The sequence below is a fragment of the Paenibacillus sp. FSL R10-2796 genome, assembly GCF_037965315.1.
GTDB lineage: Bacteria > Bacillota > Bacilli > Paenibacillales > Paenibacillaceae > Paenibacillus_AQ > Paenibacillus_AQ odorifer.
Window position 1 is genome coordinate 2,702,239 of the sequence record NZ_CP150178.1, and the last position, 15,231, is coordinate 2,717,469.

The 15,231-nt window shown below is 43.0% G+C and carries 10 protein-coding genes; 6 read left to right on the forward strand and 4 right to left on the reverse strand.

The features are described 5' to 3' along the window. The first annotated feature begins 48 nt into the window (after positions 1 to 48). Positions 49 to 1,392 carry a glycoside hydrolase family 30 beta sandwich domain-containing protein gene (locus NST58_RS11965; RefSeq protein ID WP_076193812.1) on the forward strand — a complete coding sequence of 448 codons (1,344 nt, stop codon included), beginning with the start codon at positions 49 to 51 and terminating at the stop codon, positions 1,390 to 1,392. A gap of 199 nt (positions 1,393 to 1,591) precedes the next feature. Here NST58_RS11965 and thiD read toward each other — a convergent pair whose 3' ends face one another. Beyond that, a complete protein-coding gene (gene thiD, locus NST58_RS11970) occupies positions 1,592 to 2,404 on the reverse strand; it encodes a bifunctional hydroxymethylpyrimidine kinase/phosphomethylpyrimidine kinase (RefSeq protein ID WP_038570000.1) in 813 nt (270 codons plus the stop codon). A gap of 131 nt (positions 2,405 to 2,535) precedes the next feature. Next, the gene (locus NST58_RS11975) at positions 2,536 to 3,417 is read right to left on the reverse strand and encodes a DUF4850 domain-containing protein (protein WP_339247917.1); all 882 of its coding nucleotides are present in this window, start codon (positions 3,415 to 3,417) and stop codon (positions 2,536 to 2,538) included. 181 nt (positions 3,418 to 3,598) lie between these two features. Here NST58_RS11975 and NST58_RS11980 point away from each other — a divergent pair, with 181 nt between their 5' ends. Then, positions 3,599 to 4,693, forward strand: coding sequence for a glycosyltransferase family 2 protein (locus tag NST58_RS11980; RefSeq protein WP_339247920.1), 1,095 nt, complete (start codon positions 3,599 to 3,601; stop codon positions 4,691 to 4,693). Positions 4,694 to 6,402: 1,709 nt separating this feature from the next. Here the strand turns inward: NST58_RS11980 and NST58_RS11985 are convergent. Beyond that, on the reverse strand, positions 6,403 to 8,013 hold the full coding sequence (locus tag NST58_RS11985) for a helix-turn-helix domain-containing protein (protein WP_339247923.1): 1,611 nt from the start codon (positions 8,011 to 8,013) through the stop codon (positions 6,403 to 6,405). Positions 8,014 to 8,027: 14 nt separating this feature from the next. Beyond that, positions 8,028 to 9,752, reverse strand: a complete 1,725-nt coding sequence (locus NST58_RS11990; RefSeq protein ID WP_076280336.1) for a sensor histidine kinase — start codon at positions 9,750 to 9,752, stop codon at positions 8,028 to 8,030. Positions 9,753 to 10,008: 256 nt separating this feature from the next. Here NST58_RS11990 and NST58_RS11995 point away from each other — a divergent pair, with 256 nt between their 5' ends. From NST58_RS11995 to NST58_RS12010, 4 genes are all read left to right on the forward strand, one after another. Next, positions 10,009 to 11,613 (forward strand): extracellular solute-binding protein, encoded by a 1,605-nt coding sequence (locus tag NST58_RS11995; RefSeq protein WP_076280335.1) that lies wholly within the window; start codon positions 10,009 to 10,011, stop codon positions 11,611 to 11,613. 81 nt (positions 11,614 to 11,694) lie between these two features. Next, a complete protein-coding gene (locus NST58_RS12000) occupies positions 11,695 to 12,618 on the forward strand; it encodes an ABC transporter permease subunit (protein WP_076130366.1) in 924 nt (307 codons plus the stop codon). A gap of 17 nt (positions 12,619 to 12,635) precedes the next feature. Beyond that, on the forward strand, positions 12,636 to 13,559 hold the full coding sequence (locus NST58_RS12005) for a carbohydrate ABC transporter permease (protein WP_076130365.1): 924 nt from the start codon (positions 12,636 to 12,638) through the stop codon (positions 13,557 to 13,559). 48 nt (positions 13,560 to 13,607) lie between these two features. Beyond that, entirely contained in the window at positions 13,608 to 15,212 is a 1,605-nt protein-coding gene (locus NST58_RS12010) for an extracellular solute-binding protein (RefSeq protein ID WP_339190559.1), read from the forward strand. Positions 15,213 to 15,231: the final 19 nt, after the last annotated feature.

Below are 15,231 nucleotides of genomic sequence, written 5' to 3' on the forward strand. Positions count from 1 at the left end.
GTGGCCCCTTCACTGGGGCCTCTTCATAGAAAGATGGAGGGAAACAACATGCCAGAGCTTAAAATTTATCAATCCACCGGGGAGAATACATTGTTTGTAGAGCAAAGTCTGCAACAATTAACTCCAATTGCTGACGCAGAGGCGACCACTACTGTAACTATTGACGAGAATCAAACCTTTCAGGAAATGGATGGCTTTGGAGCATCCTTTACGGATTCATCCGCTTATTTGATTAATCAAGTCCTGGACAACGAACAGAAAAAGGAAGTCATGAGCAAGCTTTTTGACGCACAAGATGGAATTGGTTTGTCCGTATTAAGAAATCCAATGGGGGCATCGGATTATGCTAGAGATATTTATAGCTATGATGATAGACCTGCACAGGAAACGGATACGGAATTAACCCACTTCTCTATCGCACATGATGAAGCAGACATTATCCCTTTGTTGCAACAAGCTCTGGAAATTAACCCTGAGATCAAACTGATGGCTTCTCCATGGAGTGCACCAGGTTGGATGAAGACTAGCGGATCGATGATTGCTGGAGAACTTAAACAAGAATATTATCAGGCTTATGCCGATTATTTTGTTCGATATATTCAAGCTTTTGAAGGGCACGGATTGCCAACTTATGCTGTAACACCACAGAACGAGCCTTTATTTGAACCCAAACACTACCCTAGTATGTTAATGTTGCCTGAGGCGCAAAAAGATTTCATTAAAAACTACCTGAAGCCGAGCTTTGTTAAGCATAACATCGCTACAAAAATTCTCTGCTACGACCACAACTGGGATCGTCCAGATTATCCGTTAACCGTGCTCGATTATGCAAAAGATGAAGTGGATGGTGTAGCTTGGCACTGGTATGGTGGCAATGCGTCAGCGCAATCAGAGGTTCTGAAAGCTTTTGCTGATAAAGAAGTGCATTTTACAGAAGGTTCTGGTGGAGAATGGATTCCTCCGTTTGAACAAGCCTTCTCCAATGTAATGAGAACAGGGATTGATATTCTTAGAAATCATAGTAAATCCTTTGTGTTATGGAATATGGCCTTAGATGAAAAGAACGGCCCAACCGTACCGGGTTTTGGCAAAAGTACTTGTCGTGGTGTTGTGACAGTTAACCAAGAGACCAAGGAGCTTACGTATACGCTCGACTATTATGCGCTTGCCCATTTCAGTAAAATTATTCGTCCGAAGGCTGTGCGCATTGACGCTTCAACCGATCAAGAAGTGATTCGTTCCGTAGCTTTTAAGAATACAGATAACTCTATTGCAGTTGTTCTGTTTAACGATAGTGAAAAGGCTGAGAATGTGGCTTTGAACTTGCCGGGAGCGGATGAATTATCTTTCCGTTTGGCATCAAAAAGTGCTTTATCCATTCTGATAAAATAATTAGAGGACGTAGCTCAGAAGCACTCGAATCTTGATTCGGGTGCTTTTTTTATGAAAATAATCGTATAAAAAATCTATGTTCGGTAAGCTTAGTTTTGAATTTACGGATTTTCTATAATAGTAAATAAAAATGGCAGTCCAGAGCTGAAGTTCAGCGTCTGGACTGCCATTTATTTTTTGTGTAATTGGATTGCGAGTTCTAACGTTCTAAACGGTAACCACCGTGAAATACAGGACCCACATATTCATTAAACGCAAATCCATTACGAATGGCTGCGGAGACAAAATCTTTAGCTTTTGCAACAGCTTCATGAACCGTTAAGCCATTAGCTAGACCGCCTGTAATTGCTGCGGCAAAAGTACATCCAGCTCCATGATTGTGAGCGGGTTCGATTTTGGCTGTTTGGAATACAGTGTACTCAGAACCGTCGAAGAAGATATCAATCGCTTGATCGCCGCCGAGTGCTTTGCCGCCTTTAACCACGACATTACGTGCACCGAGCTTATGAATCAGACGGGCAGCTTCTTTCATTTCCTCAAGGGTAGTAAGTTTGCCAAGACCTGAAAGAACACCTGCTTCAAACAAGTTTGGGGTGACCACAGTTGCTAGTGGTAGCAATAAGTCACGAATAGCCTCAGCGCTGTCAGGGTTCAAGACTTCATCTTCACCCTTGCACACCATAACTGGATCAATAACTACATTAGTCTGAAGATTTTCTTTGATCGCTTGCTCTGCAACGCGCACAATTTCAACACTTCCAAGCATACCTGTCTTCATGGCATTAACCGGGCCACCAGCGAAAATAGTTTTTAACTGCTCAGCAACAATGGAGGCATCAATTGGATAAACATTATGGTGCCAGCCGTTGTCCGGGTCCATAGTAACGATAGTGGTCAAGGCACTAAAGCCGTAGGTACCATACTCTTCAAATGTTTTTAGATCCGCTTGGATGCCTGCGCCACCACTGGAGTCGCTGCCTGCAATAGTTAGAGTTTTAATAATTTGAGTCATGGTTACGTCCCCTTTATATATGTCTGAATTCATAAACAACGCATTGCATTGATTATAACAAAAAATAGCACCTACGTCTTTCTAAAAGCAAGAGTAAGGTTGAAAATACCTTCCTCTAAAAATTCCCACCCTTAGTCCAGCTTCTCTGCGTTTGGGTCAGCAATGAAGAGCGGTCCATGATTATCTGTAAAGAACTTCATGAGGGTCTCCACTACTTCCTGCTGTGGGGATGTTTGAGCTTGATGTATTCCGATACTGCGGAATAAATAACCCCATTCTCCCTTATCGTAATAGGCAGCACCCTCATCCTGATAACCATTCGCGTCTGCTTGAAGCGTATATCTGACCGTCCTTGCTTCAGCCCCAGCAGTACCTAAAATATGCTGTTCGCTAAACTTAAGCGGATTATTAATGGTAAATCCCAGCGCGTCAGCCCATTCGGCTTTTTCCGGGAAATAAGCTCCGATTGCAGTGATGGCACAGCCTATACAAGTCCAAGCCGTATCTGAATAGTTCATGTTTTGTTCCGGATGGTTCGGATCCTGAAAGGTAACTCCATAAGAACCGTTAGCGCCGACAACCGCGGTAGCCTGCCATCCGGCAGGAGCGAGTAGAAGATAACCTCCACCGATATCAGGGCGGTAGACCAGCGTTGCTTCTACTTGGCTTTTCATGTCTTGAGATAAAGCAAAGGTCATTTCAGGTATGGGGGGGATTTCTGTATTTACATATTCGCTGCCACTATCAATATTTAGCTGCGCGAGCGTAGTGTGCAGTGGAATGATGACCTGCCCATTATCGGGATCACTGCTAGGAAATTCGATTATTTCTTGAGTGGAGCTGGGTTTGTTATCTGCTTCATTATTAGTTTGTGCGTTGGTGGATGTAGGTGGTGTGGTAGGTGTACCCCAGTCGAGCCCTTTATATCCAACCAGCAGCACTAGTACAATTACGACGCATAATATTGAAGTTAAGATCCAGCCGTTTCTAACACCTCTTCGTTTGGATTTCATATATGTTGTACCTCCTTTGATCTTACTTATATAGACCTAAGAATGGAGTGGAAAGTTTCTTACATAACCTTTATATTTCTGAAGTTCTTCATGATCGGGCGGGATAGAGAGGGAGTCCGTTTCTTAAACCCTGCATATCAATATAGAAAGAATTTCAAACAAAGCGTGTAGGAGGGCGAGTATGGTTACGATTAGTTTATGTATGATAGTGCGAAATGAAGAAAAAAGCTTGCACCGATGTTTGTCTACCATTACAAGTCTCGTAGATGAAATTGTTATCGTGGATACAGGCTCGACGGATAAAACAAAAGAGATTGCGTTGTCCTTCGGAGCTGTAATTTATGATTTTGAATGGATTGATAATTTTAGTGCCGCACGTAATTTTGCCTTTAGCAAAGCTACTCAGGAGTACATTTTGTGGCTTGATGCGGATGATTATATAAAGGAAGAGGATCAGATTCTTTTTAAAAAACTAAAAGAAATCCTGCCCGGACATATTCACAGTGTGAACATGCAATATAATCTGGCTTTTGACGAAGCGGGAAATGTCACAGCTAGTTTACGCCGCAACAGGCTGGTTCGGCGCAGCTGCAACTTTCAATGGATTGGGCCTGTTCATGAGTATTTAGAGGTAAGTGGTCCTTCTTTTAGTAGTGATGTCTGCATCACACATGAGAAAGATAAGGAATACACAGATCGTAATTTGCGGATTTATCAAAAACGAGTTGCACAGGGTGAAGTATTTTCGCCGAGAGACCAGTATTATTATGCGAATGAATTAAGGGATCATGCTATAAATGAAGAGGCTTGCAAATACTATGAGATTTTCTTAGCGGGTGGGCAGGGCTGGATTGAAGATAATTTCCAGGCTTGCCTAAAGCTTGCCGAATGCCGGGAACGGTTGGGGGATAAAGAAGGTGCATTTGAAGCGTTATGTAAAACCTTGCAGTATGATAAACCACGTTCAGAGTTCTGTTGCCGACTGGGGGCACTTCTGCTGGAAAAAGGCCAGTTGCATCCAGCCGCATACTGGTATGAGCTAGCGATTCAGCTACCGCGGGATAACGATTCGATGGGGATGAAGAATGGGATCTTTTATACCTGGCTGCCGCATCTTCAATTGGCACTTTGTTATGATCGTCTCGGCCAACACGAGAAGGCGAATCATCACAATGAAATGGCGTTGAGTTTTTATCCATCCCATCCTAGTATGTTATACAATCGCACCTATTTTAAAAATCTGCTTGGCGATAAATATGTAGCGCTTCAGGCTTAATTTAGTAAAAGAGATGCCCCAGCCGTTCTGATTATGACTGCTGGGGCATTAATGCGTTTTTGGAGCTTGCAAGATTACTGGCAGTGGGGAACCTTCCCGTGATCCCCGGCAAGCTTCGCTAATTAGCTCCAGATTTCCGCGTAGGAAGTAGCTATCGGACTCAGTTGACCTTAAACGTTGCTTTATGGCACATTTGGAATTCTAACGGACCGCATAGTCGCTATTGACCTGAAACACAATCGATTTGGAGCAATATCTCAGGAATAGCTGCATTGGAGTCCGAAACTGTGCTCAAAAGGCGATAAATGGGCAAATAGCGTCATCTGGGTCCGGAAGCATCAGAGGGGAGAGAGTGAAGCGGATAGTTACTGGCGGAGTTGCGCTGTCCTCTTGATCCCCGGCAATCTTCGCTGATTGGCTCCAGATTTCCGCGTACGAAGTAGCTATCGGACCCAGCTGACCTTAAACGCTGCTATATGGCACATTTGGAATTCTAACGGACTGCATAGTCGCTATTGACCTGAAACACACTCGATTTGGAGCAATATCTCAGGAATAGTTGCACTGGAGTCCGAAACTGTGCTCAAAAGGCGATAAATGAGCAAATAGCGTCATCTGGGTCCGAAAGCACCTGAGGCGAGAGTGGGGCGGGTGGTTACTGGTTGTAAGAGTAAGCTCGGGGAAATGACTCCGGTAGTGTAGGAGAAAAGGCGTGGCGGATGATTACCGGGTGTAAGAGTGAAGCGGATAGTTACTGGCGGAGTTGCGCTGTCCCCTTGATCCCCGTCAAGCTTCGCTGATTGGGTCCAGATTTCCGCGTAGGAAGTAGCTATCGGACCCAGCTGACCTTAAACGCTGCTATATGGCACATCTGGAATTCTAACGGACTGCATAGTCGCTATTGACCTGAAACACACTCGATTTGGAGCAATATCTCAGGAATAGTTGCACTGGAGTCCGAAACTGTGCTCAAAAGGCGATAAATGGGCAAATAGCGTCATCTGAGTCCGGAAGCATCAGAGGGGAGAGGGTGGGTCGGGGGTTACTGGATGTAAGAGTAAGCTCGGCGTAAATGACTCCGGTAGTGTAGGAGAAAAGGCGTGGCGGATGATTACCGGGTGTAAGAGTAAGGTATGAGGTGTAAGATTCCCGGTAGCGTAGGAGTATAGGCGAGGCGGATGATTACTGTGTGTAAGAGTGAGGCGCATAGTTATTGGCGATGTTGAGCTGTTCCCTTGATCCCCCGGCATGTTTCGCTAATTAGCTCCAGATTTCCGCGTACGAAGTAGCTATCGGACCCAGCTGACCTTAAACGCTGCTATATGGCACATTTGGAATTCTAACGGACTGCATAGTCACTATTGACCTGAAACACACTCGATTTGGAGCAATATCTAAGGAATAGTTGCACTGGAGTCCGAAACTGTGCTCAAAAGGCGATAAATGGGCGTATAGCGTCATCTGGGTCCGGAAGTATCAGAGGGGAGAGGGTGGGGCGGGGGTTACTGGATGTAAGAGTAAGCTCGGCGTAAATGACTCCGGCAGTGTAGGAGTACAGGCGTGGCGTATGATTACTGGGCGCAAGAGTAAGCTCGTAGGTGGATCATTATCAGCAGCGTAGGAGTAAAGGTAGACAGTAATTAATATTCAGAAGATATTCCAAAGAGGGTAACCAAGCATCCATGAACTAGATGCTGGGTTACCCTCTTTTAGAAAGCTGGATTGTATTGTTGTTCCTTCTTATAATCGTTTGGAGGGAGACCTACCTCTTGTTTGAAAAGCTTGGAGAAATAGGAGTAGTTGCTATAGCCAACTTTGTTGGCGACGGTATATACAGACATATTTGTGGTTTCTAATAGATGTTTCGCAGCAGCGATTCGGACGTGGATGACGTAGCTTCCTAATGAAACCCCAGTTTCTCGTTTGAATATCCTCGCCAGGTAATCAGGATTGAGATAAACAATTTCAGCCAAATCATTTCGGGTCAGATCATCGCCGTAATGTGAATGAATGTATTGTTTGATTTCTTCTGCGACGGACTTAGGCTGGGCAGCAAAGTCACGATATTTCATGGCTGTAGTGACAAGGTATTTAAGATATTCTTCCATATCCTCGATTGAATCCAAAGAGTGCATAGATAATTTATCATTAGTTTTGCCAGAGTATAATTTGTGCGATCGTATCCCTTTCAGATTGAGAAATGAATAGACTAGCTGAACTACATCTAAACGGAACAAGCTAAGGACAGAGGTCTCAAGTGTTCTATTGTTAAGCATGACCTTTAAATATTGTGTAACTTCTTCAAGAAAAGCAGTGAATTTATTCTGGTTCAGCAGCTCTTCCAAATAGGCAAGATCCGGTGGTGTATAGCCCGGTTTATTTTGCTGCAGATAAGCCTCCACCAAAAAGGTCTGATTTCTGTATCTCGTAATTTCTTCATCCATAGTCAGGGATTGTTTTAGAACATTCCCTACATTACTCAGTTTATCGTATAAGCCAATATTGCAGCAGACATCACATTTTAAATAAGGATTCGCCTTTTGAATAAAAGAAGAACATAATGCTTCAAGCCGTTGCGTGTCTGGTGCCTGGTTCCATTTTAAAATGGCGATCCAGTTATAATCTTTATATTCCAGAATGCTTTCGATGGTAAAACAAGGGTGCTGAAACAATTCGTACAATACATTTAGCAGGGCAAAATCAAACAGATCCTTTTCTTCTTTTCCCATGCTGCCATTGTAAGGGAATAAGTTAAATATCAAAGGCTGTAGAGTATCGCTCATTTGATAGGAGAGGTTTTGTTCTTCAATGGCATGTGTGATGTCTGCCAACTTAATCGGAAATGATGTACTGCCACTGACTAGCTTCCGCCAAAAATGCTCAAGAATCTTCGCCTGATTTTTTTGCCAAAAGTAACCGCCCTGAATGGCTTTTTCGTTTTTTTGCTGCTCTTTTGCTTGGGTGACCGCCTTTTGGATGATCAACATCAGCTTGTCAAATTCAATGGGCTTGAGGAAATATTCAAAGCTCTGCAATTCGATTGCTTTCTGCGCATAGTTGAAATCTGCATAATTGGTAAGAAGAATAGTCTGAATACTATAATTTCCCTCGCGAATCCATGCCAGTAATTCCAGTCCGCTGCCCTGCGGCATTTCAATATCTGAAATCAGAATTTGAACAGAATGCTTTTCTATTATTTCACGTGCTTGAGCGACATTATTAGCCGTATAAACGGTATCAATGTGGAGTGATTCCCAATCTATTTTCTTTTGCAATGCGGCAATAACATAAAAGTCATCATCAACAAGCAGTACATTCATAGTTTGCTCTCCATTCATTTAGATTTATCAGGAAGTTTCGGAAGATATAAGATTACACTAGCGCCGCCGCCCTCCAAATTGGAGAAGGTGACGGTTGCTCTTTTTAAATATAGGTACTCTAGTCTTTTAAGCGTATTCATAATGCCGATTTGCGTACCTTTACTTTGATCCAAGGGCTCTCCAAGATTAAGTTTCTCTAACACCTGAGGTGGAAAACCGGGACCGGTATCGGTGAGCTGGATAACGAGCATTTCTTCTTCCTGCTCCATCTGTAATCGTTGTACTGTAAGTCTGATCTCGGCTTCATGTTCGCGTGAAATCGCATATTTAATTGAATTTTCGATAAAGGTTTGCAGCACTAACGGTGGAATTTCCACACTGCCTGCCTGTTCCTCTTGTTCGATGTAATAAATAAATGCGTCCTGATAACGTTGCTTTTGAATCTCCAAGTAGGTTCGGACATGCTCGATTTCATCCTCTAACCGGACAAAATTCTCGCCATTCTGAAAAATGTAACGGAAATACTTAGAGGTAGACAACGTCATATTTTCAATTTCTTTATACATATGAATTTGCGCCATGCTATAGATGCTAGTCAGACAGTTTAAGAAAAAGTGTGGTTTAATCTGTAGCTTCATATAGTCCAGCTGTATTCTTTGTTTCTCCAGTTCCTGCTCGTACATAGCGATTTTAAAGGTTTTGATTTGTTCAACCAAGCCTTTAAACTGAGTGTTTGCTTGTTCCAGCTCTATAATCTCACTGCTTTTGAAATCTGCGGGTTGCCCAGACTCATTAATGAAAGCAAGGTTATCGGAGAAGCTTTGAATCGGACCTAACACTCTTTTTTTGAAAAAGAGCAGAACAATGCATAACGTGGAGGTCACAATGAAGAACAATAACATAATAAGCAGCTGGGCAATCATGATTTTTTCGAATATGCCATATTTAATGACCATTTTGGTGCTGAAGGTGGTGTCTGAGAATGCGCTGTTGATGGTTGTACGCGATTGCAAAAGATTAGCGAATCCCCCATTTTCCGTTATTAACGTTCCGCTATTGGAGATCGGACTGGTTAAAGGCTGTTCATTCTCATCTACTAGAGAAACATAACCATTGGCGCCAAGATTAATTTGGCGTAGCGGCCGGATCAGATTATCTGCGGAGATCAGTCCAATTAAATAGCGATTGTAATAGGGCACGATATTAATTACATAATAATGGTTGTTCACAAGAATAGGCGTCCATTTGGAATAAAACTTCTCATACATCTCCTTATCATCAATATAAGAAATAATCTTCTTTTTCAGCTCCCTGTAATCCGTATAGGTTACGCTGATCGGTGCACAATTCAAAAAATAGGTCTCATTTTTCAAGTAGTAGAAGAAGTTATACTCATGCCCGTAGTTTTTTTGCAGCTCGGTAAAGCGTTTGAACAGATTATCATTTGCTTTTAAGAACTCGATACTGTTGACCCCGTAAGTATTCATCGTTAGTAAGCTCTCATCGTTCCCAAGCGTCCAGCCCATATAGTGATTAATGTAGGCAAAATCATGATTAATACGATTGATGTAAAGCGCCGCAGTATCCTGCAAATTTCGAGTGGACTGCTGCTTAACGATGGAAATGGAAGCGATGCTGATTCCTAAATCCAGAATAAGGACTGTGAATGAAACCAACATCATGACTTTTATATAATGGCGAATGGGGTAGGTTTTATGTTTCGCTGTTTTTTTGATCATAAAGTCATTATAAAACCTCTGCGTGAAAAAAACATAAGAACTCGCTAGTGATTTCCCTCAAAGTCCGGATAGCACATACAGAAGTCGGGATACTGTTATTAAATCTCCCCAAGTAGAGCATTTAGCTTTTGTATTTTTTGTAAGCGAATTCAAAGGTCTGGATAACCGTCTTAATGTGTCCGGAATACGAAAAAATAAGAAGTTATTATAAAGCTATTCAGATGCATTTTGATAAATTGAAATGGGGGATTAAGAGATGAGTCAACACAGTAAGAAAAAAACTGCAAAGAAATGGACTGTGGGTCTGCTGGCGGCTGCGATGGTAGTTGGAATTGCTGGCTGCGGCGGTAACAACGGGAATAATGCAGCGACAAATGAAACGAGCAGCTATAACAAAGAAGGTCTGCCGATTGTGAATGAGCCTGTGACACTTAAAGTGCTGACTGTCCGTTGGGGGAGTATGGGGGACACCTTTACGCAAAACCAATGGCTGAAGGATCTGGAGAAAAATACGAATGTCAAAATCGATTGGCAAGTAATGTCCTCCAATGACTGGGGTGAGCAGAAGTCGATTATGCTGGCAAGTGGCACGCTTCCGGATATCGTTTTGGGAGATCAAACCTTTGGGGATGCCGATATCGTAAATAATCTGAGCTTTTTCCGGCCGCTTGATGATTATATCGAGCAAAATATGCCTAATCTCAAAGCAGCTATGGAAGAAACCCCAGAAATGAAAAAAATCAGCACATTTCCTGACGGGAAAATCTACTCCCTGCCAACAAGACTTCCTGCACGTCCAAAAAGCTCACGTCAGCCTGTGATTAACAAGACCTGGCTGGACAAATTGGGCTTGAAGATGCCTGAAACGATTGATGAGCTTTATAACGTGCTCAAAGCTTTTAAAGAACAAGATCCGAATGGGAATGGAAAACAAGATGAGATTCCTTTTATTGAAATTGGTAATGACTTGATCAGTCCTTTCGGAATTGCCGATTTAAATAACAATAATATGATCATCAAGGACGGAAAAGCGATATATTTCCCTATTTCGGAGGAGTTCAAAGAAGGTCTCAAATGGGAAAATAAATTGTATGCGGAAGGCTTGCTAGATAAAGAGGTATTCACTCAGGACGATACGATGAGATCGGCTAAGTTCCAGAATCCGGATGCTCCAATCGTAGGCTTTACGTACCAATGGACTCCAGACGCCGTGTTTGGGAAATGGAGCGATCAATATGTGACGATTCCACCGATTGCCGGACCAGATGGTAAACGTTATACGATCGGGAATCCGATTGGGATGAATCTTAACCGTAATGAGCTGCTGATCACCACGTCCTGCAAATATCCTGAGGTTGCCGCACGTTGGGCAGATCAGTTCTATACTGACGAAGCGAGCATTCAGAATTTCTGGGGTGCGATTGGAACGGTTATTAAGAAAAACGATGATAGCACTTATACGTTGATGGATCCACCAGCTGGAACCAGCGCAGATGCTTGGTATTGGGATCAATCGCTACGTGATTTTGGACCGAAATATGTGAGCCCATCCTTTGAATCGAAAATTGTCCTGAACCCTGAAAGTGGAGATGGACTGAAGCTGCAGCTGGATAAGCTGGGCAGTGAATATGTAACCACACCTTTCCCTAACGTAATGTACACTTCTGAGGAGTTCGAGGAGCTGCCAACCTTGACTACGGATATCGACAGCTATGTGAATACTATGCGGGCGCAATTTATTAGCAAAGGCGGAATTGACGAGGGCTGGGATGATTATGTGAGCAAGCTTAATAAAATGGGACTTGAAAAGTTAGTTAAGATTCGCACGGATGCTTACAGCCGTTATATGAACGTGAAATAACCTATTCGTCTTTCGAAAAAGGTGCTGCCCTGCAGGATAGCTGTGGGGTAGCATTCTCTATTTTAAAAAGGAGGGGATGTCATGAAATCTAGTCCACTTCATTTCGGGCGGAAATTCGGACAAATCAAACAAAATTGGGGTCTCTATCTATTGCTTTTTCCTGCTGTAGTTCTGACGTTATTATTCGCGTACAAGCCAATGTACGGGGTGCTGATTGCTTTCAAGGATTATAGCCCGGCGTTGGGAATTGGAGGCAGCCCTTGGGCTGGATTCAAGTACTTCGAGAAATTTTTTCATTCCTATCAATTTTCATCAACGATTAAAAATACATTGATCATCAGTGTGTACAGTCTGATTACCTTTCCGATTCCAATTATACTGGCGCTGATGGTTAACCAGATGAGACCTAACCGGTTCAGACGTTTTTTCCAGACGGTGTCCTATATGCCGCACTTTATCTCCACAGTAGTAATGGTGGGTTTAATGATGATTTTGTTCTCACCTAGCACCGGACTGCTGGGCAATATATATAGTCTTTTTGGAAAAGAGGCTCCTGATCTGATTGGCTCCGCTGGATTATTCAGCAGTGTGTATGTTTGGTCAGATGTGTGGCAGCATGTCGGCTGGGACAGCATTATCTTTATCGCTGCGCTCTCCGCAGTTGATCCTAGCTTGTACGAGGCGGCAACCGTAGACGGAGCAAGCCGGATGCATAAAATTCGTTATATCGATATTCCGATGCTGATGCCAACAGCGATAACCTTGCTTATTTTGCGGGTCGGTGGATTGCTTGGGGTTGGGTTTGAAAAAGTGTACTTAATGCAAAATGACTTGAACATCACTTCAAGCGAAATTCTTTCTACTTATGTCTACAAAATTGGCTTGCTCAGCAGTCAATACAGCTTTTCCTCGGCGATCAACCTGTTTAACACCGTTATTAATTTTATTTTATTGATCATGGTCAATCAGATTTCTAAAAAACTAAGCGAAAATAGCTTGTGGTAGAAGGGAGGAGCATTGAAATGGGAGGTTTAGAGACAGTTACTAAAGGGAATGTGGGGAAAATAAAGAAGAATCGTTCTTCGGATACTATAATGGAAATAGTGATGTATGTTATATCAGCAATTTTTCTAGTTATCTTAATCTATCCGCTATATTTTATCGTCATTGCTTCATTCAGTGATCCTTCTGCGGTGGCGGGGGGGCAGGTTTGGTTATTTCCTAAAGGGTTCACCTTCGATGGTTACAAAGAGCTGCTGCGTCATGAAAATATTTGGATCGGTTACTGGAATACCATCATGTATACGGTGGTAGGGACGGCAATCGGTTTAATTGTAAATATTTCTGCGGCCTATGCGTTGTCCAGAAAGGATCTTGTGGGGCGAAAATATCTTTCCCTGTTTTTCATCTTTACGATGTTTTTTAATGGGGGGTTAATTCCGACTTTTCTAACGATCCGTGATTTCCATCTGTACGACACATTTCTGGTGATGGTACTGCCTTTCTCCGTTGGGGTGTTTAACATTATCGTTGCCCGCACCTTTTTTCAGTCGAGTATTCCGGGAGATTTATGGGAAGCTGCACAGATCGATGGTTGTGGAAATCTTCGATATTTTGTACAGATCGTTTTGCCACTATCGAAGGCGATTATTGCCGTGCTGGGTCTATGGATCGCCGTTGGTTACTGGAATTCATATTTTAATGCCTTGATCTATTTGAAAAATCCTAATATGTATCCCTTGCAGCTGATTCTGCGAAATATTCTGATCACCAATCAGATGCAATCGGGGATGGGAACCGGGGAAGCTGCGCAAATCGCACTACGACTCGCCAATATGATGCGGTATTCTGTTATTATCGTGGCAACGGTTCCGATTATGTGTGTGTACCCCTTTGTACAAAAATACTTTAACCAAGGGGTAATGATCGGCGCAGTGAAGGAATAGTACATTCGGCTATTCTACTAACATTCATTCGTAAGGAGCAAGAACGTTATGAAAAAGCAACAAAAAAACAGGATATATAGAACAATCACCGTCATTCTTTTAGTGACAACGTTGCTTGCTAGCCTTACTGCCTGTAAAGGGAGCAATGGGGTTAATTCTGTTGAACCTGAGCCGGGCGGATTTAACAAAGAAGGATTGCCGATAGTGGATAAGCCTGTGACGCTGAAAGTACTCACTGTCCGGTGGGTAAGCATGGGAGATTCTTTTACCGAGAATCAATGGCTCAAGGATTTGGAGAAGAACACGAATGTCAAAATCGAGTGGCAGGTGATGTCCTCCAATGATTGGAGTGAACGGAAGTCTATTATGCTGGCCAGCGGCACACTTCCAGATATCATTTTAGGGAGTCAGACCTTTGGAGATGCGGATATCGTCAATAATTTAAGCTTATTTCGGCCGCTAGATGATTATATTGAGCAAAACATGCCTAATCTCAAAGCAGCTATGGAAGAAACACCGGAAATGAAAAAAATCAGCACCTTTCCTGACGGGAAAATCTACTCGCTGCCTGCAAGATTACCCTCACGTCCTAAAAGCTCACGTCAGCCTGTGATTAATAAAACCTGGCTGGACAAATTGGGTTTGAAGGTACCGGATACGATAGACGATCTTTATAACGTGCTAAAAGCATTCAAAGAACAAGATCCGAATGGAAACGGAAAACAGGATGAGATTCCTTTTATCGAATTAAGTAATGATCTAATCAGTCCCTTCGGAATTGCAGATTTGAATAATAACTTCATGGTGGTCAAGGACGGAAATGCGGTTTATTACCCGATTTCAGAGGAATACAAAGAAGGGCTCAAATGGGAGAGCAAATTGTTTAAAGACGGATTACTTGATAAAGAAGTATTCACTCAAGACGAAACGATGAGATCGGCAAAGTTTCTAAATCCGGATGCTCCAATCGTAGGCTTCTCTTATCAGTGGACGCCAGACGCTATGTTTGGCAAATGGAGTGATCAATATGTGACCATTCCGCCAATTGCTGGACCAGACGGGAAGCGCTACACCGTTGGGAACCCGTATGGGATGAATCTGGAACGCAACGAGCTGTTGATCACCACATCCTGCAAGTATCCAGAAATTGCAGCACGCTGGGCGGATCAGTTCTATACCAATGAAGCCAGCATTCAGAATTTCTGGGGTGCCATTGGAACGGTGATTAAGAAAAATGACAACGGTACGTATACATTGATGGACCCTCCAACCGGCACCAGTGCGGATGCTTGGTATTGGGAACAGTCACTCCGGGATTTTGGGCCGAAATATGTAAGCCCAGCTTTTGAAAAGACTATCTTTCTAAATCCTAAAACCGGAGATGGACTGAAGCTACAACTCGATAAGCTGGGAAGTAACTACACAACACCACCTTTCCCCAACGTAATGTACACTGCAGAAGAGTTTCAGGAGCTGCCGACCTTGACCACCGATATTGATAGTTACGTCAATACAATGCGTGCTCAATTTATAATCTCAGGTGATATTGACGAGCAGTGGGATGACTATGTGAAGCAGCTACGGGGGATGGGCCTCGAAAAGATGGTGAAAATTCGGACAGATGCTTTCAGCCGTTATATGGGCGTTGAATAACAAGAAATGAGGTTTTTAC